At 55.1% G+C, this 25725-nt stretch carries 24 protein-coding genes; 9 read left to right on the top strand and 15 right to left on the bottom strand.

Going from position 1 to position 25725, the window contains the following annotated elements:
- Nucleotides 1-407 precede the first annotated feature (407 nt).
- The 4 genes from BREU_RS02265 to BREU_RS02285 all read left to right on the top strand — a co-directional run bounded on the left by BREU_RS02265 (nt 408) and on the right by BREU_RS02285 (nt 3843).
- The gene (locus tag BREU_RS02265; protein WP_044090486.1) at nt 408-1424 is read left to right on the top strand and encodes a G5 domain-containing protein; all 1017 of its coding nucleotides are present in this window, start codon (nt 408-410) and stop codon (nt 1422-1424) included.
- A gap of 331 nt (nt 1425-1755) precedes the next feature.
- Entirely contained in the window at nt 1756-2403 is a 648-nt protein-coding gene (locus BREU_RS12700; RefSeq protein WP_238566977.1) for a helix-turn-helix transcriptional regulator, read from the top strand.
- 292 nt (nt 2404-2695) lie between these two features.
- Entirely contained in the window at nt 2696-3178 is a 483-nt protein-coding gene (locus tag BREU_RS02280; protein WP_044090489.1) for a hypothetical protein, read from the top strand.
- A gap of 125 nt (nt 3179-3303) precedes the next feature.
- Nucleotides 3304-3843: an arsenate reductase/protein-tyrosine-phosphatase family protein gene (locus BREU_RS02285; RefSeq protein ID WP_044090491.1), complete on the top strand. Its 540-nt coding sequence runs from the start codon at nt 3304-3306 to the stop codon at nt 3841-3843.
- Nucleotides 3844-3968: 125 nt separating this feature from the next.
- On the opposite strand, the gene BREU_RS02290 is transcribed toward BREU_RS02285, so the two are convergent.
- On the bottom strand, nt 3969-5525 hold the full coding sequence (locus BREU_RS02290; RefSeq protein ID WP_414133011.1) for a tyrosine-protein kinase domain-containing protein: 1557 nt from the start codon (nt 5523-5525) through the stop codon (nt 3969-3971).
- A 433-nt stretch (nt 5526-5958) separates the two neighbouring features.
- On the opposite strand from BREU_RS02290, the gene BREU_RS02295 reads away from it, so the two are divergent.
- The 5 genes from BREU_RS02295 (at nt 5959) to BREU_RS02315 (ending at nt 10353) form a co-directional block, all read left to right on the top strand.
- Nucleotides 5959-7209 (top strand): hypothetical protein, encoded by a 1251-nt coding sequence (locus BREU_RS02295; RefSeq protein ID WP_156100211.1) that lies wholly within the window; start codon nt 5959-5961, stop codon nt 7207-7209.
- A gap of 125 nt (nt 7210-7334) precedes the next feature.
- Nucleotides 7335-7778: a hypothetical protein gene (locus BREU_RS02300; RefSeq protein WP_044090494.1), complete on the top strand. Its 444-nt coding sequence runs from the start codon at nt 7335-7337 to the stop codon at nt 7776-7778.
- A gap of 348 nt (nt 7779-8126) precedes the next feature.
- Nucleotides 8127-9548, top strand: coding sequence for an ATP-binding protein (locus tag BREU_RS02305; protein WP_081886494.1), 1422 nt, complete (start codon nt 8127-8129; stop codon nt 9546-9548).
- Between the two features lie 129 nt (nt 9549-9677).
- Nucleotides 9678-9965, top strand: a complete 288-nt coding sequence (locus BREU_RS02310; protein WP_044090509.1) for a nucleotidyltransferase family protein — start codon at nt 9678-9680, stop codon at nt 9963-9965.
- Nucleotides 9952-10353 carry an HI0074 family nucleotidyltransferase substrate-binding subunit gene (locus BREU_RS02315; RefSeq protein WP_044090495.1) on the top strand — a complete coding sequence of 134 codons (402 nt, stop codon included), beginning with the start codon at nt 9952-9954 and terminating at the stop codon, nt 10351-10353. Before BREU_RS02310 ends, BREU_RS02315 begins: the two co-directional genes overlap by 14 nt.
- 124 nt (nt 10354-10477) lie before the next feature.
- On the opposite strand, the gene rfbA is transcribed toward BREU_RS02315, so the two are convergent.
- From rfbA to BREU_RS02380, 14 genes are all read right to left on the bottom strand, one after another.
- Complete coding sequence (gene rfbA, locus BREU_RS02320; protein ID WP_044090497.1) at nt 10478-11377, bottom strand: glucose-1-phosphate thymidylyltransferase RfbA; 900 nt, start codon at nt 11375-11377, stop codon at nt 10478-10480.
- Between the two features lie 8 nt (nt 11378-11385).
- Nucleotides 11386-12840, bottom strand: a complete 1455-nt coding sequence (locus BREU_RS02325; RefSeq protein ID WP_044090499.1) for a sugar nucleotide-binding protein — start codon at nt 12838-12840, stop codon at nt 11386-11388.
- 29 nt (nt 12841-12869) lie between these two features.
- Nucleotides 12870-13406, bottom strand: coding sequence for a GNAT family N-acetyltransferase (locus tag BREU_RS02330; RefSeq protein WP_044095774.1), 537 nt, complete (start codon nt 13404-13406; stop codon nt 12870-12872).
- Between the two features lie 16 nt (nt 13407-13422).
- Complete coding sequence (locus BREU_RS11830; RefSeq protein ID WP_156100212.1) at nt 13423-13581, bottom strand: hypothetical protein; 159 nt, start codon at nt 13579-13581, stop codon at nt 13423-13425.
- A gap of 91 nt (nt 13582-13672) precedes the next feature.
- On the bottom strand, nt 13673-14695 hold the full coding sequence (gene rfbB / locus BREU_RS02335; protein WP_044095776.1) for a dTDP-glucose 4,6-dehydratase: 1023 nt from the start codon (nt 14693-14695) through the stop codon (nt 13673-13675).
- Between the two features lie 46 nt (nt 14696-14741).
- Nucleotides 14742-16025: a hypothetical protein gene (locus BREU_RS02340; protein ID WP_052381988.1), complete on the bottom strand. Its 1284-nt coding sequence runs from the start codon at nt 16023-16025 to the stop codon at nt 14742-14744.
- Nucleotides 16026-16292: 267 nt separating this feature from the next.
- Complete coding sequence (locus tag BREU_RS02345) at nt 16293-17297, bottom strand: acyltransferase family protein (protein ID WP_044095778.1); 1005 nt, start codon at nt 17295-17297, stop codon at nt 16293-16295.
- Nucleotides 17298-17312: 15 nt separating this feature from the next.
- A complete protein-coding gene (locus tag BREU_RS02350; protein ID WP_044090600.1) occupies nt 17313-18839 on the bottom strand; it encodes a lipopolysaccharide biosynthesis protein in 1527 nt (508 codons plus the stop codon).
- 112 nt (nt 18840-18951) lie between these two features.
- Nucleotides 18952-19854 carry a nitroreductase family protein gene (locus BREU_RS02355; RefSeq protein ID WP_161788323.1) on the bottom strand — a complete coding sequence of 301 codons (903 nt, stop codon included), beginning with the start codon at nt 19852-19854 and terminating at the stop codon, nt 18952-18954.
- 119 nt (nt 19855-19973) lie between these two features.
- Nucleotides 19974-21056 (bottom strand): polysaccharide pyruvyl transferase family protein, encoded by a 1083-nt coding sequence (locus tag BREU_RS02360; protein ID WP_044090602.1) that lies wholly within the window; start codon nt 21054-21056, stop codon nt 19974-19976.
- A gap of 33 nt (nt 21057-21089) precedes the next feature.
- A complete protein-coding gene (locus BREU_RS02365) occupies nt 21090-22244 on the bottom strand; it encodes a glycosyltransferase family 4 protein (RefSeq protein WP_044090603.1) in 1155 nt (384 codons plus the stop codon).
- Between the two features lie 70 nt (nt 22245-22314).
- A complete protein-coding gene (locus BREU_RS11155) occupies nt 22315-23253 on the bottom strand; it encodes a glycosyltransferase family 2 protein (RefSeq protein ID WP_052381989.1) in 939 nt (312 codons plus the stop codon).
- Nucleotides 23254-23458: 205 nt separating this feature from the next.
- Nucleotides 23459-24397: a glycosyltransferase family protein gene (locus BREU_RS02375; RefSeq protein WP_081886498.1), complete on the bottom strand. Its 939-nt coding sequence runs from the start codon at nt 24395-24397 to the stop codon at nt 23459-23461.
- 90 nt (nt 24398-24487) lie between these two features.
- The gene (locus tag BREU_RS02380; RefSeq protein WP_044090605.1) at nt 24488-25708 is read right to left on the bottom strand and encodes a hypothetical protein; all 1221 of its coding nucleotides are present in this window, start codon (nt 25706-25708) and stop codon (nt 24488-24490) included.
- Between the last annotated feature and the right edge of the window lie 17 nt (nt 25709-25725).

Here is a 25725-nt window from a genome sequence, read left to right on the forward strand (position 1 = left end):
CGATGGGACTACCCCTCAGTCCCGCTTCGCGGGCCAGCTCGTCCTGCAAATTCGGACGCGCTACGCGCGGCATTCAACTGGCTCGCCTGTCGGCTCGCACAGCACCTACAAACAGCTCTGCTGTTTGCTTCACGGTGCTGTCCTGACAAGGGGAGCCAAACAAGCACCCGGCCCCCTCTGACGAGGGGGCTGTCAGCGAAGTTGACTGGGGGAGAGACCTCTTCGAGTGGTGTTCTTCCAGCGGTGCACCTATGATGAGTGTCAGTGTGCAGCTCGACGTATGAAACCTGCACGATGCAAGTAGTTCATATCATGCATAAGTGAATATGCATAACCGAAACCGATGACCGACATCAGCCGCACGTTCGGCGAGACGTTCGGGCTGCAAATCCAAGTCAAGGAGCGTAATGACGAGACACGGCAGGAAGACCTCCCCTTTGAAGTCCCTGAGCATCAGCAAGCGTCAGTGGGCCAAGATCGCCGCAGTGGTGGCCGCCGGAGGACTGATCACCGGAGCCGGATTCGTATCCCGCAGCTTCTACCAGTCGGACAACGCCAAGCCCGTCAATCAGGTCACCGCGTTCTCCGCCACCGATTCCGCAGCCTCCCGCTCCGCCACCCGTGGAGCACTGAACGCCACGGACAAGAACACCACGTTCGTCACCGTGAAGATCAACGGCGACTCGCGCGTGGTGCTTGGCGAGAAAGACGCAATGAAGACCGTCAAGGACGTGCTTGACGCCGGCAACATCACACTCGACCCGGACGATACGGTCAGCCCCTCGCTGAAGAGCAAGGTCACCGAGTCCACGGTCATCACCATCGAGCGCGCAGGCGCTGACGTGGAGACCACGGACACAGACATCCCGTTCAACGAGATCCGCAAGGAGACCGACAGCCTGCCCAAGGGCACCGAGAAGGTGGAGACCGAGGGACAGAACGGTGTGATGGAGACCACGTCGTTGGTCACGCGCAGCGGCGACAAGGTGGTCTCCTCCAACGTGTTCACGTCGTGGGTCAAGAAGGCCCCGGTGGACAAGGTGATTCTGGTGGGCACAGGCTCCACAACGTCTTCGTCCTCGTCATCGTCCGGCTCCTCCGCAAGCCTCGGCACCACCGTGCCGGTGGGCGAGATGCAGACCTGGGCGCACGACTACATGATCTCCAACGGCTACTCCGAGGACGACTTCACCGCCGCCAACTTCATCATCAACCATGAATCCGGCTGGAGCCCCACCGCTGCGAACCCGTCCGGCGCATACGGCCTGCCGCAGGCGCTGCCTGGCAGCAAGATGGCTTCCGCCGGCGCCGACTGGGCCACCAACTACCAGACGCAGTTCAAGTGGTTCCTCGGCTACTGCAACGATCGCTACGGCTCTGTGACCGCCGCCTACAACCACTGGCTGCAGTACAGGAGCTACTGATTCTTTCGCTGCGACCAAGCGCTGCCAAGACCTCACTAGACGTACACTGAGCACGTGTCAGTGTACGTCTAGTGAGGTCTTACTAGTGTCCTGCGCTGTAAGTTCGTTGATTAATTCACTACCCCTCAGTCCCGCTTCGCGGGCCAGCTCCCCTGACAAGGGGAGCCTGCAATCACGAACGCGCTTCGCGGGCCAGCTCGTCCTGCAATTGTGGACGCGCTTCGCGCGCGGCATACTGATAGTGAGACCTTACGACAGGTCATCCCGACAAACTGTATAGTCAGACGTACGGCACGTGGGTGTCCCCATGCCGGTATTTCGGAGGCGAATCATGACGTTCAACCGGTATATCGCGATTCGCGCCGTGGTCGAGACCATCGGCGCGCTGTCCTGCATGCTGATGGTGGTCATCGGACACAGTCTCATCGGAGTGATTGTCACAGCTGTGGTGGCATTGGTCTGGGCCGGTGGCGAGATCTGGGTGGTGACCGTGCTTAACAAACGGTCACCTCGCCGCGATGAGCTCTCGGACCAGCATCAAGGGGTGGCAATGCAGTTCGCGCTGTTCGTGCTCATAACTGCTCTGGTGGTTCTGGGATTCGTATACACCATCTGGAATATGGTGATCACGTCAGGGTTCCTGCACATCATCAACCCGATGATGCTGCCCGCGTTGGCCATGTGCGCCTTGGCGATATCCGACGTGCAGTATCTGTGGCTTGAGCATGACGGCTCGAATGGGACGATGATGAAGACTAGTCTCAAGATTCATCGTCTGGCACGAGGCATGAAGCAATCCGAGCTGGCCGACCTCATCAATGTGCGCCGGGAGACCATCGGACGTCTGGAACAGGGGCAGTATTGCCCATCGCTCAGGCTCGCCATGGATCTGGCGAAGGTGTTCGACACCACAGTGGAAGAGTTGTTCAGCTTTGACGACGAGGAAAACGACACGCCCGAACAGGCGCAAGCTAGGTAAATTCCCGGCAAACTACGGCACAGAAACGCACAAAACGTTGCAATTCCAACGATTTTCACGCTTTTTGACAAACCGACCAGTCAGCAGCCATGTGACACAGACATCACGTCATGAGACACGGACATCACCTCGTGTGACGCAAGCATCACACGGCACGTATCAGACGAGGACGGTTCTTGTCACGAACGTCGTTCAGGCGAGTATTGTGTAAGCCGTGCAAGGAAATCGGGGGTTTGCGATTTCCGAGCAGGTTACTTAGGGGGTTGGGAAACCCCGTTAAGGAGGAAATATTATGATGAAGAAGTTTATGGCTCTGCTGGCCACTGTCGCCGCTGTGCTGGGCTTTGGTTTCGCTGCCAACACCGCTATGGCTGAGGATTACGGCGCCACCGGTTCCGTGACCGGCACCGTCGCCACTGTGACCTTCACCGGTCTCACTAAGGGCGCTAAGTACTCTGTTAAGGCTGACGATCAGGTCGTGTCCAATGTTGAGTTGGCTGCCGAGAAGACATTCCTTGAGTTCACGGCTACGTCCACCTCTCAGACCGTCAAGATCACCCTCAAGGCCGGCACCAAGACCGACGTCAAGCTCGTTGACGCTAATGGCAAAGTGGTGGCTTCCTACACTGTGACCGCTCCGGCCACTGGTGAAGGCGCTGCTCCGACCGTTGCTGACACCGGTGCTTCCGTCGCTCCGTACGCCGTGGCCGTTGTGCTGCTGGCTGCCGCCGGTGTGGCTCTGTTCGCTGTCCGCAAGACCAGCGCTCGTCGCTGAATTCAGCTCCAATAGCTGATTAGCTACTCAAGACCCTGAGGCTTCCTCAGGGTCTTTTCTATGCCGTATTCCTCCTTGAACACAATACAAATCCACCCATAATCGAATACCAATCGAGGCGAACCATGAACGTTCTCTTTGTGTGCACTGGCAATGTCTGCCGCTCTCCCATGGGCGAGTATCTGCTCCCCCGCTATTTCAATGATCCCTCCATTACGACGGACAGCGCAGGAACCCGTGGGTTGTTCGATCATCCCATCGACCCGTCAAGCGCCAAGATCCTTTCCGAACTGGGTATTGATACCACGGATTTCCGCTCAAAGCGCGTCACACCGCAACTGGACACGGCCGCTGACCTGATTCTCTGCTTTGAGATCGAGCAGCGCCAGGATATCGCCACTATCGCGCCTCTGGCAAGCCGGAAGACGTTCCTGCTGCCGGACTTCGCGAATATGTGCGTCTACTGCGCTAAGGAGGGCTATATCGAAGGCTCGACGCGGCAGGAGAAGCTCGAATCAGTGATTGACAACGCGTCGCTGATTCGACCTATGCTGCCCGCACCCATGGTCATCCCCGACCCTCATCGTCGTGAATTTGCGGCCTTCCAGAAGGCCTACGAGCAGATCTGCCAAGCCCTCCGCATCATCACTGATGCGACTGCCTGACCGCAAACGTGGCCCCTCAGTCGACTTCGTAGTCAGCTCCCCTGACAAGGTGAGCCAAGCAAGTAATAAAAGGCTCTCACTGAGCAGTGCTCAGCGAGAGCCTTTTTACAACACCAACCAACCTATCAGCGCTTGACGGCTGCGCGCCGCGCAGTGCTGCGCTGCTTCGGGCGCTGGCCGCCAGCCTTACCCTTCTTGCCGTCGGTGCTGGCGTCGTCATCGTAATAGTAGTAGTTGCCCTTATATGCGACCTTCTTGGAATCCTTCGCATAGTTGAAGATGAAGCCGCTGACCGAAAGGTTCAAGTTGTCGAGCTGTGCTGCGATCTCACGCAAATCACGCTTGTCGGTCACGTCACGGCCGGAGACGATAACGATGCCGTTGCCCATGGCGCCGAACACGAAGGCGTCGTTGGCCACCACCAGCGGCGAGGTATCGACCAGCACGTAATCGTATTGGGTGAGCGCCTGCTTGATGAGCTCCTTCATGATCGCGGAGTTGAGCAGGGCGGATGCGTTCGGCGGCTTCGGGCCGGCGGGCATGATGTGCAGGTTCGGCTTCCAGTACCGCTGCACCACGTCCTTGACGGCCGCCTGGCCGGACAGCACGTGGGTGAGGCCTGCGTTGCCTTCCAGTCCCAGTCGATCGGCCACGGACGGGTGACGAAGGTCGGCATCGATAAGCAGCACCTTGGCACCGTTTTCAGCCAACGCGACGGCGAGGTTCACCGAGCTGGTGGTCTTGCCTTCGCTCGGGCTGGTGGACGAGAGGACGATGAGACGGGCGTTCATGCCCTCGACCGGAGCGGTGAACGAGAGGTTCGTGCGGATACGACGGTATTCCTCGGCGATCGGACTGCTGGGCTTCGAGATGATGACCGGGACATCGCCCTTGAGCAGATCGTCTTCGGGGATACGGCCCATGATCGGGGCGTCGATGTATTCCTGCAGCTCAAAGGCCTCCTCGATGCGCGTGGAGAAGAGGTCCTTGACCAGCGCCACGATGATGCCGAGAATCAGACCACCAAGAACGCCAATGGCCATGTTCATCGGAATCTTCGGGCTGCTGGGGCCAGCCGGCACCTGCGCCTGCTGCACCACGGAAAGCGTGACCGGAGACTTGCTATCAGAGGAATACAGGGAGTCCTCCACCACGGTCTTCATAGACTTGGCCACGGCGTTGGCGATTGCAGCCGCCTGCTTCGGATCCTTGTCTTCGACCTGGATGTTCACGAACGCCGTATCCGTAGGGTTGGTGACCGTGAGTTCACCGGCAAGTGAGCTGACCGACGTGTCCAGGCCAAGCTGGTCGATGACCGGCTGCAGCACGGATTCGGTGGTGGCCAGCGTCGGGTAGGACTTGATCTGGTTGGCGATGTAGGTACCGGCACTGTTGATGCTGCCATAATTGTTGTCCTGCGTGGCGTCAGCCGTCGACGTGTTGAACGTGGCGAACATCTGCGCAGTGGACGTGTACTTCGGCGGCGTGAGCAATGTATACGCGCACACAGCGGCGAACACGACCACGAACGTCACGATGACCGAAATGACATGCTTGCGGATGATTCGCATCAGGTCCATGATGGTGATGCCGCTTTCGGCCTGTGCTACGGCAGTGTCTGCAGCATTCTGATTCTGCTGTTGTTCGTTATTTGCGGAAACCAACCGCTTCTCCCTCTCCACATCCAGACTGCTTGAACTGCCCGGATAGCCCGATATGTGCAATCAGCATGTATCCTACCAGCCCACATGTACCCTTGCCCTTGAGGAAACGTAGCTGTAAGACAGCCGTCACCATATCGCCACCGTTCTCGCACATTGGGTTGCTAAAGTACTCGAGGCAATCAAAGAAGGGGACATACAGAATATGAGCGATTCCAGCATGCCGACATCGGCCGGACCATCTCAGATGCGGGATGCAGGCGGCACCGCTGTACCCTCGCAAAGCAACCTCGCACCCCACGGCCAACGTATCGAGGATCCCGCACCCACGACACCCTTTGCATCACTGCGCACACTCACTCCCCCGATGCCATTGCCCCGATGCTTCACACCGCGTGATCGCTCCGATTACCTGTTCTTCGCGGCTCTGCTCGCACTGCCGATGGACGGCACCGTGCTGGGCTTCTTCCAGCCGTTCTGGACGCCGTTGAGCCCGTGGCTGCTGGTGCTGTATTGCTTGACGAATCATCGACTGCTGCGCCAAACAATGCATCGTTATGCACCGTTCGTGATGCTGCCTGTGGTGCTCGTGGTGCTGTCGATGCCGGGTTGGGCGGTATTCGGGCTGCATAATAATGCGGTGGTGATGTCGCTCACCGGAGTGATTGCCGTGCCGGCCACGTTATGCGCGCTGGATATCGCCTATGTGCATAAGCGGCTCAGCTGGCAGGAGTCGGTGCGCGCCATTATCGCCATATATTGGTTCGCTTTTGCCATCGGAATTGTGCAATGGCTATCGATTACATTGCGCTTGGGCAGTGTGCAGGGGTACTTCAGTCATCTGATGTACCGTTCGTATATCATTGCGGGATCTGCATGGGGCATGAGCGGTGCCCGACCGCAGTTTTTGTTTGCCGAACCGAGTTATATCGGCATGCACCTGTTCGGTATTCTGTTGCCGCTGTTCTGGTTCATGCGCATTCGCGACCGCATTTTCGCCTCACGATTGCGGCATCTGATCATCGTATTTGCCGTGGGCAGCGTGCTGATGGGTTCGGGCACCCGTATTGTATTGGATTCGTTGGTGGCACTCATCGCTGTGATTGTGATGGAAACGCATTGGCGCAATACCGATGAACGCCGCAAGGGAATTCTCCGGCTTATTGGCACTTTGGCCCTGGCTGTGGTGTGTGTTATGGCCAATTCGAGACTTGATTCCATCTTGCATAACGGCATGGAGGGCGATGGCTCGTTCTTCGCCCGCATCTGGCAATCGTTGGCACCGCTGTGTGGCCTGGTCAGACATCCTTGGGCGTTGCTGACCGGCTACGGAGCCGGAAATATCGCCGAGGCCACGCATAATGGAGCCGATTGGTCGGCGGCGATATTGCGGTTCATGCACACCGACCCCACAGGAGCATTGTCGTGGTATCGGTCGATCAATGCGGACACCGTGTGGACGATGAGCGCATATACGAATTTCCTGACGGAATTCGGATTGATTGGGTTCGCGCTGTTTCTCACGATTTCCTTTGGCTTCATACACCGATATCACCGATGGAATAAACTGACGATTGTCTGGCTGCTATTGGTGATGTATCTGTATGTGCAATTCGAGGGATACGCCTTCGCCGCTATTCCCTTGATGATATGGGCATTGACAAGGCTGGATGAATTCATTCATGTGGATGATGCAATAGAATAATATCTGAATGACGCCTTGTAATCATTGAAGCCCATTTGCTATTTCAGTTTTTTATTTGATTACAATTATCGTGTAACCTAATTCCTCAATTTATCTGCAATAGGTAACTATAAAGGAGAACAATCATGGCTTCCTTGCTTCAGGGCTTTGAAGAGGTCCAGCTGGTCAAGCCGGCCGGCAAGACCGTGCTGACCGTAACCGACGGCGCCATCCGTTTCAACAAGGCCACCGCCGAAGTGCTGGGGTACCCGGCATACGCCAAGGTGCTCATCAACGAGAAGACCAAGCAGATCGCCGTGACCCCCGCCACCGCCAAGGCGGACAACGCGGTGAAGTTCAGCAAACCCGAAGGCAAGCAGACCCTGTCCGTGAGCCTTAAGGAGGCCACGTTGGTGGACGCCGTCAAGGCGTTCTTCACCCTGCCCGAAGCCCCGGAGGACGAAGTGGCCTACGCTTCCGTGAACGGCGCCGCCTACCCGGAGAGCAAGACCGTGATCTTCGACGCCACCACCGCCACCTCCGGCACCATGAAGCGCCGCGGCCGCAAGAAGGCCACCCCAGAAGCCTGAATTTCTCGAGGGCTACTGCATTTCAGGCGATGTGGGGACTGCATCATCAGGATGCAGTCCCCACATCGCCTTATTCACATAACATCGCAACAGACTCAACAGAACGGTATCATTGATACACTTTCAGCGCTTTCTATATTGCGAAGAGACTGTGCTTATCTCTTATCTCAGTCATGTGGCTGAGATAATGACTGAGATAATGACTGAGATAATGACTGAGATAATGACTGAGATGGGTGATCAGCGTTGAAAAGCTCCGATAGCGAAACCCTGGATATCGTAAGCGTAATACGCCGATTGCGACAGGAAGGCACAGACGACGCATATTATGAAGCAAAAGCATGTGATATGCGATTGAGCACCGATGTGTGGGAGTCGGTGAGCGCGTTCACCAACACGTCTGGCGGCGTCCTTCTGCTTGGACTGGATGAACGCAACGGATTTTCACCTGCCAAGCATTTCGATATAGATAAGGTGCGCGATCAGTTCATTGAAGGCATCGGAGATGGCGGAGTCAGCGGTGCAAGATTGGGGAATCCTCCTCGCTATGTGATGAATAGAGCCGACGTCGACGGCAAGCAGATTCTGGTCATCATTATCAAAGAGAATGAAATCGGGGAAAAGCCTTGCTACATCAAGGCTAAGGGCATTGAATCCGGTAGCTATAAGCGTATTGACGATAAAGACGTGCGCCTGTCCACCATGGAAATATATGAATACCGCAATGCTTTAGTCCCCAGCAAGGCAGATAACACAATCGTTCCAGAAAGCGATATCAACGACCTTGATCCTCAACTGGTGAGCGCGCTCATAGAACGTAAACGTCAGTCGAAAGCATTATTGGGCGCTTCCACGCGGGAAGAACAGCTCGAACGACTTAATGTGGTAGACAAACAAGGAGCCGTAAAGCTCGCCGGCCTGCTGGTAGTGGGCAAGTACCCACAGCAGTTTGAACCCAAATTACTCATCGATGTTGCCGCACATCCAGGAACGGAGAAGTCTGAGCCGGGTATGCCTCGTTTCTTGGATCGTGTTCTTTGTGATGGATCTCTTCCTGGTGCCATCGACGATGCTCTACATGCCGTAGTGAAAAACCTCAGAACTGTTTCGCACGTTCGAGGTGTGGGACGCGTCGATGAATGCGAAATACCGGAAGCGGCAATCAGAGAAGCCATAGCCAATGCAGTGATTCACCGGGAATACCATCCATATTTCACCGGGCAATCAGTGTCGGTGGATATCTTCCGTGATCGTGTGGTAGTTACCAATCCTGGCGGCTTGTGGGGCGGCAAGACACTCGAAAATATTGCCGACGGTTCATCGAGGTGCAGGAACGTTATTCTGATGCAACTCATGGAAGAGGCCCCCGTGTCCAACAGCATCGGGTCGACGGTCGAGGGTCAGGGCTCCGGAATCGCCATGATGGTTCGTCTGATGCGCGACCGCGGACTTCGCGAACCGGAGTTCAAGGCATCTGCCGACCAATTCACCGTGGTGCTTCATCGACCCGATGTTGCCGATATCGTTGCTCGTCCAGTCAGAGAAGACGATACTGTCGTCAAGCAGCAACGCGTGGAACCAACCAAGAGAATGGAGGAGTTCCTTGCACTGCTCGATGACGGCAGCGAGAAAAGCGCCCGCGAACTTGCCGAAGAGGCCAATGTGTCTATCGAAACCGCACGAAGAGCTCTGAATGATCTTCTGCGCGCTGGAAAGATACAAGCCACGGCACCGTTGAACAGCCGCAACCGTAAATATCGCGTAGTGTGAGCTGTGTTATAGCGGCAAGTCTCGCGCTCGTCGGAGTCTAGAGCTCGGTGACGATCTTGACGCGCAGACCTCGTATCATGATTATTGAGAGACGGCGAGCAAGCGCTTATGACGGATCGGAGGTGGATGATGGTTCCCATCGAAGACGTCTACGCGCAAATCCGTGAATTCGCCGCCGACGCAGGAGCACACAAGGTCATACTGTTCGGCTCGAGAGCCAAAGGCACCAATCGCCCCAAAAGCGACATCGACCTCGCCATCGCAGGCTGCCCGGACTTCGACGCACTGGACGACAGACTGAACAACGAATTATGGACACTGCTCAAGATCGATGTCATCAACCTCGACGAACCGATCTCCGAAGCTTTGAAGACAGAAATAGCCCGCACGGGGAAGGTGCTGTATGAAAAAATATGAGAACTACGCCTCAGCATTGGATTCCCTGAAACCGGCACCTTTACAGGACCTGAGCAACGACTTCATTCAAAGCGGAATCATCGACAAATTCGAACTTCAGTTTGAACTCGGCTGGAAGCTGCTCAAGGCATTGCTCGCATACGAAGGCGACCCGGTATCCGCATCAGGATCCCCTCGGGACGTCATCAAGACAGCGTACCAATACTATGATTTCATGGACGAGTCCCTCTGGCTTCGCATGCTACGGGATCGCAGCGATTCCGCACACATCTATGATGAGGATCGAGCTCAACGACTCGTGCACACCATCATCGACAGCTACATTCCCGAATTCGAACGCGTGGACAACGGACTAACCGAACGATATGGCACGATGCTCACGGAATAAGGCATCAGACGACAGAGTTGCCACCTTATTGGCGCGCATAACGAAGGCGGGTGCATCTTAGGCTGCTGTACGCCACCCAAGATGTACCCGCCTGAAGAACAGCAGAGCTGAAACGCGGAATCAATCAGTCGTTGGGGATGAGCACGACCTTGCCGTCGGCCACATCCTTGAGGTGCTTGCCGTAAGGGCTCTTGCCGTAGCGCTGGGCGGATTCGAGGAGCTCGTCCTTGCCGATCCAGCCGTTCTCATAGGCGATCTCCTCCACGATGGCGATGGGCAGGCCCTGCGCGCGCTGGACGGTGCGCACGAACTCGCCGGCCTCGTACAGGGAGTCCATGGTGCCCGTGTCCAGCCAGGCGTAGCCGCGGCCCAGCGTGCGCACGTTGAGGGTGCCGTCTTCGAGGTACATCCTGTTGAGATCGGTGATTTCCAGCTCGCCGCGCGCGGAGGGCTTGACCTGCTTGGCGAACTCGGTGACGCGCTCGTCATAGAAATACAGGCCGGTCACCGCGTAATGTGACTTCGGTTCCTTCGGCTTCTCCTCGATGCTCACGGCCTTCTTGTTCTCGTCGAACTCGACCACGCCGTAGCGCTCGGGATCATCGACGTAATAGCCGAAGACGCTTGCGCCTTCACCGTTCTCGGCCTTCTTCACGGCTGCGCGCAGCGTATTGCCGAGGCCGTTGCCGTAGAAGATGTTGTCGCCAAGCACCAGGGCGCAGGGTTCTCCAGCGATGAACTCCTCACCCAGGATGAACGCCTGAGCAAGTCCGTCCGGGCTGGGCTGCACCTTGTAGCTGAAGTGCACGCCGTAGTGGGAGCCGTCGCCGAGCAGACGCTCGAAGTTCGGCAGGTCCTTCGGCGTGGAAATGATGAGGATGTCACGGATGCCCGCGAGCATGAGCACGCTCAGCGGGTAATAGATCATCGGCTTGTCGTACACGGGAAGCAGCTGCTTCGACGTGACCGTGGTCAACGGATAGAGACGGGTGCCGGAGCCGCCAGCGAGAATGATGCCTTTCATGATGTCCCTTACTTCTCCAGTTCTTTCTTTACGTAGGTTTTGAGGCTTTCCTCCCAGTCGGCGGGCGTGTAGCCGGCCGCCTCGATCTTCGACAGGTCGAGCGCGCTATGCGTCGGCCGCGGGCTGACCGGGTTCTTCGCGTTCGCGAAATACTCGCCGGTGCTGATCGGCTTGACCCTGTCCCCGTTGCCGTTCGTCAGATCGAACACCTCACGGGCGATGTCCGCCCACGACTTCACCTCGCCCGAACCGGTCAGATTGTACGTGCCATACGGCGCATGGCTGTCCAGCAGGTGGAAGATGGCCTCCGCCATGTCCCTGGTGAACGTGAGACGACCGTACTGGTCGTCCACCACCGTCACCTGACCGAGCGCGTCATTCTCGTCGGCCACACGGTCGGAGAGCATCATCATCGTCTTCACGAAGTTATGGCCCTCGCCGATCACCCAGGAGGAACGCAGGATGTAATGCTCCGGCGCGTTCCCCACCGCGATGTCACCCGCCGCCTTCGACTGGCCGTACACACCCAACGGGGCGAAGCCCTCCGTCTCCGTATGCTCCTCGGCGGTCCCGTCGAACACATAATCCGAACTGATGTGCACCAGCGTGATGTGATGCTCCCTCGCCACCCGGGCCAAAAGGGCCGGACCCTGCGCGTTCGCCTTCCACGCGACCGGACGGCCATCCGCGGTCTCCGCCCTGTCCACCGCCGTGTACGCGCCCGCGTTGATGATCGTCCCGTACAGGCTCCAATCGTACCTGTCATAGGCTGTCGGGTCGGAGAAGTCGAACTCGTCGATGTCCGTATACTCGAACCCCTGCAATTCATGAGCCTCCGCGTAGGCGCGGATAGCATGGCCCAGCTGCCCGTTGCAACCCGTCACCAGGGTCCGCTTCGGCGCCATGGGCTTGGCGTCCTTGAGCATCGGGTGATGCAGGTCCGCCTCGGATCGCTCCGACTCCCCCAACGGGATGGGCCATTGGATGTCCAATTCGGGGTCGGCGAGGTTCACGAACGTGTATGTCTTCTTCTGCTCCAGGCTCCAATGCGCGTTCACCAGATACGTGTACACGGTGCCGTCCTCGAGCGCCTGGAAGCTGTTGCCCACGCCACGCGGCACGTAGATCGCCTTTGACGGATCGAGGCGCGTGGTGAACACCTGACCGAAGCTCTCCCCCGGACGCAGATCCACCCACGCGCCGAAGATCTCGCCCGCCGCGATGCTGATGTACTTGTCCCACGGCTCCGCATGGATGCCACGCGTCACACCCTTCTTCGCGTTATAGCTGATGTTGTTCTGCACCGGACCGAAATCCGGCAACCCCAACGCCATCATCTTCTGCCGCTGCCAGTTCTCCTTGAACCAGCCACGATTGTCACCATGCACCGGCAGATCAAACACCAGCAAACCTGGGATATTCGTCTCCGTGACCCGAAGATCCTTCTCAAACTCGAACGGCATGATTACCAATTCCTTTCCTTACCGAAATATCATTTCAACGCCCAAACCACGAACACGTTGCCACGTCGATCCGGATCGAGCCGTTTCACCGGTTCAAAGCCAAAATCATGGAATAGACGGGCACTCCGCTCATTGCGGGTATCGACATAGGCCACGAATTGCGCTTGCACGCCATCCCTCGCCGATTGAGCACGCGCGCATCGTATCGCATCCGCCAGCGCATCACGTCCCAGACCTCTGCCCTGATATGACGAAGAGACCGCAATGATGGCGACTTCGAACACATCAACCGATTTCCGCGCGACCGCACAATACGTGGCGACGTGACCTTCATCGGTGACGCCCAACCGTATCCAGTTGTCCGAGCTCAGATACAAGGCGCTATGACGAATCAGCCGCTGCACTAAAAGCTCCCAAGGATATGGGTGCAAAGACTCGCCCTTGACCCATCTACCACCAATCTCACGATTCGACGGAACCGGCACCGTGCAGGTAAACGACGGGAAACCACGCTCATCACCCTTACGCACAAAGCGGAAGTCTACGAGCGGATTCCCATCCTGCATAAGAGACGCCTCCGAATCAGGCATACAACAAACGGGCGGAATCCTCCAATGATTCCGTTTCCGCCGTCCGCAGGTAGTCCATCACATCCTGAGGAAGAGGTGCATCGCACATGCGAAGGTACTGGCCCTCTGGCGAATCCTCCTCAACCGCATACAAATCAGTCAACGATGTCATCCGTCCCCCTTTCGTCTCTCACAGTGTATCTCGCCACCTGTCTACCGACAAGCACGGGCGGCAGCGTATATTCCACCGCCCGCATCGCCCCTCACTGTCCTTGCTGCTTGTATTTGGCTTCGGTGGCGGCCTTGGCGGGCTCCCACCAGGCGCGGTTGTCCGTATACCACTGGATGGTCTGCTCCAGACCCTTCTGGAAGTCCGTGTGCGTCGGCTCCCAACCCAGCTCCGTACGCAGCTTCGTCGAATCGATCGCGTACCGGCGGTCATGGCCCGGACGGTCCCTCACCCAGTCGAAATCATCCGGCGACTTGCCCATCACGGTCAGGATGTCGCACAGCACCGTCAGGTTGTCGCGTTCGCCGTTCGCGCCGATCAGATACGTCTCGCCGATACGCCCCCGGGTCAGGATCGTCCACACGCCCGTCGAATGGTCATCCGTATGAATCCAGTCGCGAACGTTGGAGCCGTTGCCGTACAGCTTCGGCTTCAGACCATCCAGGATGTTCGTGATCTGACGGGGAATGAACTTCTCCACATGCTGGTAGGGGCCGTAGTTGTTGCTGCAGTTGCTGATGGTCGCGCGGATGCCGAACGTGCGATGCCATGCACGCACCAGCAGATCCGACGACGCCTTCGTCGACGAATACGGGCTGGACGGATGGTACGGGGTCTCCTCCGTGAACTTCGCCGGATCATCCAACGCCAGGTCACCGTACACCTCGTCCGTGCTCACGTGATGGTAGCGCACATCGTACTTGCGGCACGCCTCCAGCAGACGGAACGTGCCCTCCACGTTCGTCTTCAAAAACGGCTCCGGATTGGCAATGGAGTTGTCGTTATGCGACTCGGCCGCGTAATGCACGATCGCGTCATGACCCGGAACCAGACGGTCCAGCAACTCCGCGTCGCAGATGTTGCCATGCACGAACTCCACCCGGTCACCCAGGATCCCCCTGATGTTCTCCAGATTGCCCGCATACGTCAACGCGTCCAACACCGTCACATGCACATCCGGATGGTTGTTGTACACGTAATGCACGAAATTCGACCCGATGAACCCACAGCCACCGGTCACAATGATGTTATGAGGAGTAAACACTTCATCAGCCATACTCCCAAAGTCTACAGGGAAACCCCTACCGTCTGCGGGGATTCCGTCACATGGATGGTGAGGTCGTCCATCCGGGTGAGGCTCCAGATGAACAACGGCAGTGCCGCGAAGGCATATCCTTCGAATTGGATATACAGGTATGCGAGCAATGCGGCCCAGCAGAGGGCAGGCTTCGTCCAATGCCCATACCGTGAGATGACGATGCCGACAGCTGTAACGGAGAGCGCACAACCGATGAATCCGAATTCAGTGAAAAACTCGTGTAGGCGCTCATCGTCCAAACCATGGTCGAGGTCATCATCCTATACCAGCCAGCGGCAACTATCGCCCCCTTGCCTGCTCCGGCCGACTCAAGTATGGTTCTGGCAAGCTGCGCTCCTTGGTGTACGGCCGCATCGATGTTGCCGGCCCCATAACCGGTCAATGCCGTCCACGGCTGTTTGACGATGCCACACAATGGGCCGAGGGATTGATAGATTCGTCCAAGGAATGAGTCATCGCCACTCATGCCTTTTTCCACGATTGCAGACAAACGTGAATTAGCAGCGAACGCGGTTGCGGTTATCGCCACGATGACCGCAAGAAAGAGCAGGCCAAACCGGCGTCCTTTGCGGTCCCGCCAGCGTACGGCCATCACGATGACAATGAGTAGCGCAACGATGCTGTCAAGGACGATGCGCGTGCCCACACCCATCAGTAGGCCGCCGGCGACGAACACGATGATGAGGCTGCGGAGTTGTTTGGCATATAAGGAACCACGCTTATATGCCAGCCACATCAACGGCAGTAGTATGCCGAACACGTGCATGCCGGTGTAGCTTGGTTCGGCGAACAAAAACTGGGGGCGCAATCCGTTTTTACTCCAGCTGCTGCCAATAGTGAGATACGAACGATACATGACGCGCCCGAAAAACTCCTGTACCGAAGCGATATCCAGATGAACGGCAAACCATTGCGCAATCCCTACTGCGAATGCGAACCAGTAAGTCGCGAGAACGGCTCGAATAGCCTCTGTCGTGCTGAGTCGCTTGGCTATGAAGGCTATATCAAGCGCGCAGACCGTCGCCGGTATGGCGATGACACCCGTAAGCGACATAATAATCGCACGCGCGTGCACACCATATACCGCCCATCCGATGCCGGACAGGTATATGAGCAGTACCGGAGCAATCATCAAAAAGGCGTACCGACGCATCGCGCGTTCCAAATGTACTGGATTCGTCAGAGCGTACAGCATGAACAACCATGGGCTAATCGGCGTCCAAAACGGTTGATAGAACCCCAGTACCGTGCCATCCACCGGCAGCGCAAGCAAGGCAAGCAGGAACAAGTAATCCGTGACGTCGTACGGTGTGAACCATCTTCTAGATGAGCCACGCGAATGGTTATGACGATAAGGCCAATACGACGAAAGAATCCTATCGGATCCCATTAGAGCAAGCTCTTCCCGTGACGGGGCCTGTTCTGTCCCCTCTGACTATCGATTCGATGCTGAATCTGGTACAAGCCAGTTGAAACAAGGAACGACAAGCTCAGAATAAGTACCACTTCCACAAGCATCATAGGAAAAGAACGCAATTCATATAGCCGGAATACTTCATCCAAATACATTCGTATCAGATAATGACTCATGTACAGGTACATCGCCAGTTGCCCCCCCAAGCCACACGATCCCCTTCCCCGAGAAGAAACGGGTGACGACATTATCGGTTACGGCAAGAGAGTAAAGCATCACTCCGCACAGTACGACATCGATGCCATAGACCCACATCGACAATCCAGGTGCCAACGTATTGCGCGCAAGAAACCATGCAATGGACAGTGCAAAGGAGGCATAGCACAATATGTCCCCATATACCGTCCGTATTATCTGATGCGTATGAATATAGAGCATCGCAATGAACATACCCAACGTCACATAGAATACGCGCTTCCAAGGGCTGCTGTAATTGAAATCATCGAACGGAGTTTTCACTTCGACTAACATGAACATGCCTGAAATAACAACAATAATAACCACATTGGCTATAAGACCGAGAACGATTCGTTTGGTAGTGCGGAAATACTGATGGATGAGCGCCATCAGTTTAGGGCTTATCAGGTAGATGACGAATAGCGATGAAAGAAACCACGCTGGCCCGTTGAATGCGTGGCTGAACTGCTGAATCCCAGTGGCTGATTGCAGCATGAAAATGGATAAGACGAACTCTCCGCCAGAAATGACAAGTGTATGAAGCAAATCGTGATATTGCAGTATAGACTGCATTTGGTATGGAATACCTATTAGCAGAAATAAAATATAAGTAGGATATATTTTACGAATATGACGAATACCAAAACGAATGGAACCACTAATCGAGGCCACATGGGCGCTACGCCGGTTATGATTCCGTTTGATGAAACCAAGCATCATACCAAAACCGGACAAGAGGAAGAAATAATCTACCGCAGGTTGAGCATTATGTAGATAATGGGTATAAATGTACCCATTATCACCATTCCCAAAGAACTCCAGATGACTTAACATTATGATAAGAATGGCAATGAATCTCATGCCATCCAAAGACAGTATTTTCCCCGCACTCTTATCAGAATTACCCATATCCTCAAACCTGACTTATCTGGCGTGCTTAAATGAATGAGAAGAACGTCCGAGGGACTTCATCACCATTGCCTTGTCTTGGCGGCTGAGCGCGAATAGCCACAGCAGTACGGCGAATACCATGGAATACACCAAACCGACGATGATAAACATGACGAGGTTGCTGATCGGATGGAACTGAGTGAAGACTAATCCGAGGATGATAGGTATGAAGGACACGAGAATAATTCCCAATTGGTTCTTCCAGAAGAAGAGCATATCCAATCCGATGCGCTTCTGATAATAGACGTTCATGAACAAACCGGTGCCTAGCATTATGCTGAGGATGTAGCCAATCGCCGTGGCCCAATACCCCATGTACGGAATCAGCACCGCAGAGACAACAATATCGAGGACGGCGGTGAAAATGTAGATGACGCTGCGCGTCTGATGGCGGTTCTTCGCACGCTGAATCTCGATGCCGGTATTCTGTGTGAGGGGAATCATAATCGGCAGTACCATGATGAGCACCAACCAATAAGCATCCTGGAAACCATCACCAGCCCACAGCTTGATGAAGAACTGTCCCAGAATGATGAAGCCACCGAACACATACCAGAACAGCATCATCTGGTATCTGCCTACCCTGGTCATCAACCGGGTCAGTTCGTTGTTGTCGTCCGATGTCGCAACGATCCTGTTAATCAGCGGTGAGAAGATGCCCGCCATGGTACCGGACAGAGAGAAGAATATATACCGAATGTTGACGGCGATTGCGAACACCGCCACCACGGTCGAACTTGCCATGGCGCCCAGAAGGAAATTGGGCACCTGATTGTTGACTAGGTCGAAAATCTGATTCAGGAAAATCCAGAAGCTGAAGACGATGAGACTCTTGAGCAGCCCGGACTGCATGCCACTGAAAGTAAACCTCATCTTCAACTTGATCGCCGCGTAATTGATGTTCATCACCAGCAGTACGGTGTTTACCACTAGCTGCGAGATGGCGACGCCGACGGCGCCGCTGCCGAAGTTGAGCAACACCACGGCCAGCAACGGCAATGACAGCGTGGTGAAGAGCTGTCGCGTCTGCTGATAAACGAAGCGCTCAAGCGCCGCGATATATGAGTTGAACGGTATGGACATCATCTGCACCGCGATGTTGAAAATCATGATTGAAAACAGCTCGCGAGCCAGCACAAGTTCTTTCGCCGTCAGGCCTCCTGAGAAAAGCAGGTCGACGTTGATGACCAACAGCGCCCCGGCGAGGACGCACACCACCGAGATGACGATGTAGATCAGCAAATACATACCGTTGAGGCGGCGCACGTCCAGATCTGTGCCTTGTGCCTTCGCCCTCATGTAGAAGCGGATATACGCGCCATAGAAACCGGCGCTGAGCAATGTGAGCGCGAATACCGTCGAGTTGGCCATCTGGTATACGCCGTAATCGCCTTGGCTGATGTAGTGCAGCAGCAGCGGCACGTATATGAGGTTGACGATGTTCTTCGTGAGGATATTCGCATATCCCAGCAGCGCGCCTGCTTTTCTTTGACTTGCCATCACTACTCTACTTTCCAGTACAACGAAAAATGCCTAGGGCAATGCATTTGGGTAGTCGTCCCATGTACCGTCAGACGACTACCCAAATTGAATTCCAACCGCCGGCGAACCGTTACTCGCACACGCTCATGATGGAAGAAAGCGCATAACGTTGAGACTTGCACAGCCTGATTTGCTCAGGATAATGCCCGACCGTGATATACATAATAAAGACTTCGGATTCAGGTATATGCAGTAGCGTGCGAGCCTTATTTTCCGTCTCCACGCTCATGACCGTGTTCAACGGGCACGCCGCAAGGCCGACCGCTTCCAAGGACATGAGCAGCTGCATGCCGAACAGGCCGCCGTCGATGAAGCCCTCGTTATGCTCATAGACGTTCAGGAAGGAGCGGTTGTCGGCAGTCACCAACAGCAACGCCGGCGGCATCGGATACCCGTTGAATCCGCCTTGCAGCTTCAGCGCCTTAGCGATGAGGTCAGCGTCTTGGATGACGTGGACCCGCGCCGCCTGACGATTGCACACCGAGGGCGCTGTACGGGCCAAATCGATGGCTTCGCTCAGTTCCACAAGGGTCACGGGAGTGTCCGCATACTCACGGATGGCATGCCGTTCATGAGCCAGTTCACGGAAAGTCTTCTCGCCGTTGCCGTTCTTGGTCGATGCGCTGACGACTACACTGCCACCTTCGACGCCTTCCGTCTCCACTGCGGCCGACCATACATCGGCGGCGAACAATCGACGGACATCCGTGATGTCATAGCCGACCGCATTGTGGCGCACGATGTACTCGTGCAATGCGGAGAGAGCACTAAGATACGCCTCATTGTCAGCATACCCGTCGTCGAGACTCCTCAACTTGTCCAGCGCACGAGAGAGATTGGCGAGCGCCTTCTTGCCGAAACCATAACGGAAGTCGCTGTGGCTGAGTCCTTTTTCGATCTGGTGGGCATAAAACGTGACCTGCGCTTTGACGGCGACAGCGTCGTCCGTATCAGGGCCAGCATAAGTGTCCAAGTACTGATGGCCCCTGTACTTATCCAAGCTACTCAACGTCCACTGTGCGACATACCTGCGCTTCGCTTTTTTCAGAGAATCAATGATTGAATTACCCATCTGCACCACCATCCGCTATTTCATTCACCCAGAACAAGATTGAGATATGACAATGACGATTCTTTCGCGTCATGCAAACGCGTTCGTATAGGAGCATAGTCGATATGATGGATTCCTTCCCCGGCAATGTCTTCCAATCCCAAAAGCTGCAGCAGGCTGAACACACGGGAATTGGCATTGCGTTTGGACGAATTCAGAATGACGCTGCAGTCGCGCTCCATAAGGACGGAGAAGCACAGGCCGTGGAAGGAACCCGTAACCGTGTAATCCGCGTGCTGGAACAGCCAGACGAATTGTGCGGGAGATAGACTGTAGTAGTTCTTCGCCCCCACGACCGGCTTGCTGATCACAGGATCGGATGAGTGGATGATGACGAGTTTCGCGCCGCGTTCGGCTGCGATGCGCTTTCCGGTTGCGATGGCCCTAGCCTTTTCGGCGATGGCGTATACCAGCACGTATTTGACGGGGGCACCATCCACTGTTTCAGACACGGCCATCCACTCGTCCTTCGCAAGCAGCAGAGTGGGGTCCACGACCTGGATGACATCTTTCCCCGTCAGGTCGGCGGCGAGTCTGGTGCCTTCCTGTTCACGGACACTGAGGGCGTCGAAATCCTTCAGCAGGGGAGCCATCCGCTGTTTCGTGGCATTGTCAAAATCGCTCTGCCCGAAGCTTGCCGCATATGAGTATTTCCTCAGTCCCTGCTTGTCTCCGGGAAGGAAGTAATTCCAATCGTCACCGGTGATTCCGGTGTTCCAGATCTGGTCGCTGCCTACAACGACAGCGTCAAGGCCCTCGAGCTGCGGCACGAGCGGCTGTGCGGAATCGACGGGAAGAAACGTGAACTCCTTATGGGAGAAATCACGGAAACGACGGTATTTCGAGCAGACGAACGGGTTTTGGATCAGCCACTTGACCCTGTTCTTCACTCCATGCTGCGATGACCAGGTTTGGGGTCGTTCCCTGTTCTCGATTCCCGCATTGCGGTAATCGACGATTATCGTATCCGCCCCGCTCGATTTAAGGGTGCGGCTCAACGCATATGCCTGTAACGTCGCGCCGTAATTCGTCGTATTGTGGAAGGTCAGGATTCCGATTTTCATTGTTTGCATTCCTTACTGCTACGTAACTGTCCTCTAATGCTTCGTGCCGCGATTCTGAACGAGATTACGGGCGATGGCGTCGAACCGATTCAGCCAGTGCGGCCAATTCAATTCCCGTTCATATTTCTTTCGCGCATTATTCGAATATTCCGTCAATCCGCCGGAATCGATGATCTTCCGCACGGCATCGGCGAACGTCTCCGGCGACGATCCCGGTTCCAGACAGAATCCCGTCACGCCATCATCCACATATGACGTGGTTCCGCCCGTCGCATACGTGACCGTCGGCAAACCGAACATAGCGGCTTCGGAGAAGACGATACCCGCACATTCCGCGCGTGTCGGCAGAACGAACACGTCACTTTCCTGATAGAGACGGATGAGTTCCTTCATCTCTTGAGACTTCGCCTTATTCAGTCTTCCGGCGAAACGAACGTTGTCATCATTCCAATCCTTCGGCTGGGAGAATCCGGCAATAGTCAGCGTATAGCGATGCCCGGATTGGCACTCATTGAGGATACGAGTCGTGCTGATGGCGGTTTCCACACCCTTTCTTTTCCAATCGACACCGACCAGTAGCAGCCTGACCTCATCATGGGGCTGCAAGTGTTTCATCTGTCTCCGCCCTGATTCCTGCTCGAATTTGTCGGGCAGATTCGCGCAGAACGGCATGACATGTACCTTTGAGGGGTCGATTCCGTAATGCGCGACGGCGTCATCACCAGCCCAGCGACTGGCTTCGATCACAGCGTCTGCACGTCGCAGCGCAGACGCTTCAACGCGGTCTCTGAAGCGATAGTTGTATCCGGTTTCCGCAGGTCCATAATACCCGTTGACGGCGTGGAACGTCGCATCACTGAGGTAGATGAGGGGAACGTCCTCCGGTAGCGCCCCGCATGCCACGAGTTCGCTTGCCGCAGGCGCAAACAGGATATCAAAACCACGTCCGACAGCATCAAGCTTCCTTGTCAGCAGGAACCTATTGACGGCCATAGCGAGGTGCGAATGGCGTATACGGCCCAATGTCAGTTTGGAGAGCAGCTTGTCAATGGATGTGCTGACGGTCTCGTCGATTTCTATGGGAACGATCTCATGGTTCCTTGCCAGCGATTCCGCCAGGAAGCTTATGGTTCCGCTCCATTTGCTGCGATTGTAGATACTGCCGTTAGACACATATCCGATTCTCATAATTGTCATCCTTTACAAGGTCGAAGCCGCTACGGCGGTCCGCCACCGCACCAAGGGTTCCGACATCACGTCAGTTATTCAGAAAACGCCACCGGGAGCACACTAGCTCGTACGCGCCATAATCACCGGCTTCGACTGCGACCGCCAGCATCCTGCGCTTCCCGTGAAGCAGATTGGCATCCTGCCGATTGAAATACTGATGGAGCCAAGAGCAGCTCACTGCGAACACCGCTTCCCGCACGTTCTTTTCCATACCTTCGGTGCGTTTATGATTGAGGGCAATCTGGTCAATAAGCATGGTCAGTTGCTCCATCTTGCCGGTATCGGAGTAATGCTCCACAAAGTAGGGGAACAGATAATCCGTGATCCATACCGTGTCCAACGACTTGACGAGTTTCCTGCTGGTGACGGTGATGCCCTGCGGATTGACCCGATACCTATACACGATATCGTTTACCGCATATGCACGTGTGATGCGTGGATGGACGCAGTAGGCGAGTATGGAATCCTCATACAAGCACCCCTCCGGATATTGAATGTCTTCAAACAGACTGCCGCGATACAGTTTCGCCCACGGCTGGCCCCTAAGATCCTTTATCTTATCAGCGGAAGTCCGGCTTCGGCTCCGCCGCTGCACTTCGACAACGCCGTCGTCATTGAAGAACTCCACGCTGCCTTCCACGGCATCCGCATCCCATCGATATGCCATGTCGAGCATCGTTTCAAATGCATTCGGAGCCACGATGTCATCAGAGTCAACAAACATGACATACCTGCCACGTATATGACGTAATCCGGCGTTACGGGCGCTGGAGATGCCCCCGTTCTCCTTGGAGAGCACGGTGACGTCACTGTTCGTCGAATACCGCTTCAGTATGTTAGCGCTTCCATCGGTGGAACCGTCATCCACCAGAACAATATGGAATGTATGCGTCGTACGTTGCGTGAGCATCGACTCGATGCACGCCTCAAGATACGGGGCGACGTTGTAGACGGGTACGACGACCATAAGGTCATACTGAGGGGAGATCTCATTATGGGCCGCAACCGAACAGCGAGGTCTCGGGGAAACCCTATCGATGACCGCGACAGCTTCTTCCCTGCCGATGCCCACCCTATGATGCCGAAACGGTATTTCAAGATATGTCAGAGCACCTACGACCGGGAAAAGTGCACGTTTAATCAGTCCTTTGACAGGCATATCCACATCCTAACTATTTGTTCCGACGAACCGCGCCCTTAATCTTCTGACGGATTGGGAACACCCCCGTATAGAAATGGAAGGACAACGAGGCGATGAGACTCTGCAGCTTGTTGATGCGCCTGTACGTGGTGAAATAGTAAATGGCCGAGTCATAGTTGAACTTCGCCGACCTCAAGGTTGCCACCGCATTGCTGATGGTATTGCCCATTTGATGATGGATGGTCACGCCGGTAGTGAAGTACATACGGTAGCCGTGCCGGGCGAGACGTTCGCTGAGGATCTTCTCCTCCCAATACAGGAAGGTGTTCGGATCGAACATGCCTACCTGGCTGAACTTCTCGGCATCCACGTACATGAAGCATCCAGTGACCCAGTACACGTACTGGCTGCGGTTTGTGGTCACCGCATCCCCTATGCGCAGTGCGAAGCGCGGAGCGATACCGAACATCCAATAGCGGAACACCCATTTCGAGAACGTCATCATGGATCGCGGACTCTGTTGGATGGAGTCATCCATGCTGCGTACCATCGGGCCAACCACGGCCACATCGGGATGCTCACGCAGCACCTGTTCGAAAGAATCCAAATCGATATGTCGGGGGAAATACACGTCGTTGTTGCTTATGATGACACGGCGATCATGCCACATGTCGTTGCTAAACCGCACGCCAAGATTATTCCCCTTGGCGTAACCCAAATTGCCGTGCGCGTCGATGACATACACCGTCGCCCGTCCCACGTTCACTGTATACGCGTCGTATTCATCAGAGTCGACATGCTCCATCTCGATGGACTGCTCTTCACAGTACGTTCGGATGTCGTCCGTGCCGCTATTGTCCACAACGACGTAATGCAGGTCGTCATCTGTTGTGATGGCTTCGACGAAACGACCGATGTACATGAATGATTCCCTAGGCGTCTTGTAGTCGACTATAACAACGGATGTCATTGCTTCTCTTCTCCCCGTTTTGATTGAGTGTTGTTCCGTGTATTTATGCCAGGACAAGCATCATTTGGAATCCCGACTGAGTGATAAGGGTCATGCCTGTTGGCGGATGTTTTCAATTATCGCGCACACGAGAGGAAAACAAACCACCGTGCTAAAGTCGCTATAGCAGTATGGATATAGCGTCGACATACCGAGCAGACCATTGATGAGAAAGCATGGCAAGCCAATCAGACGCATGCCGAACGAATCACGCAGCAACCGAAAATGCACCACGACAATCCAGACCACGAACATGAGCCCATACACGTACAGCAAACCATATAAACCGTTGTCATTGATAGCGAATCCTTGAGTACGTCCAGTTATTTCAGGAACTCCTGCTACATCGATATTTGGAAATCCATTGCCGAATAGAAGGTGCGGCACAGAATCGACGGTGTGCATCAAATAGAATTCTCGACCGGCCTGGCGTATGGAGGCCGTATCTCCCTGAGTACTTTCCCTTCCCATCGCCATATCGAGAATGTCGCTGCCTATCTGCGATGATAGTGCCAGGAGAACAATGGCAATGAAACCTATACTCGTCGTTATCTTCTTCAAGGTATTACGCTGCAATAGAATCGCAATGAGTGTCGTGATGACAACGGTCACAATAATCATGCGGGTTTTGACAACGAACACACAAAACACCAGCATGCTGATTGCAATACAGTAGTTAGCGATCTTCGATTTCTCTGTTTTTAGGATTCTCGACAATGCGATGAAATATGCCAGAACCGGAAGGGTCATATCCATCCAGAGGCGAACTGACCCATATCGCTCACCCATACCGATATGCAGGAAAACCATTCTAGAGCCGAGCAAGAACTGCAGGAAGCCCAAAGAAACATATAACGCAGCGAAAACGTTGATCATGTTAATCAACTGACTGACATTCAACCGCCTAACTTTCAGCAATTTGGCAATAGGGAAATACAGCAGCATCGTGCAGTACCAGCTCCGCAATGCCCTGAATCCCATGAGGAACGGCTGGTGATAGTTGATTACGGCGGTGTAGGATGCGACAGCCGCCAATACCAACGAGAACAGAATCAACCACTGGTATCGGTATACCACCCTGCCGGGGTATTGCGCGTATACGGTCACAAAAAGAACGGCAATCAGAATGAGCGAGGCATCCGAGGTATGCAGCTTGTCCGCATTCAGCAGATACAGTCCATCAAACTGCAGGAACACTATGAGGCCAATCAAGGCGATATAGGGATCTGGTAGTCGTACCCTGCCGAGTTCACCGACATAATATCGTTCCATAAGTGCTAATCCTTACG

Origin of the sequence: Bifidobacterium reuteri DSM 23975 (assembly GCF_000741695.1) — a bacterium.
Classification (GTDB): domain Bacteria; phylum Actinomycetota; class Actinomycetes; order Actinomycetales; family Bifidobacteriaceae; genus Bifidobacterium; species Bifidobacterium reuteri.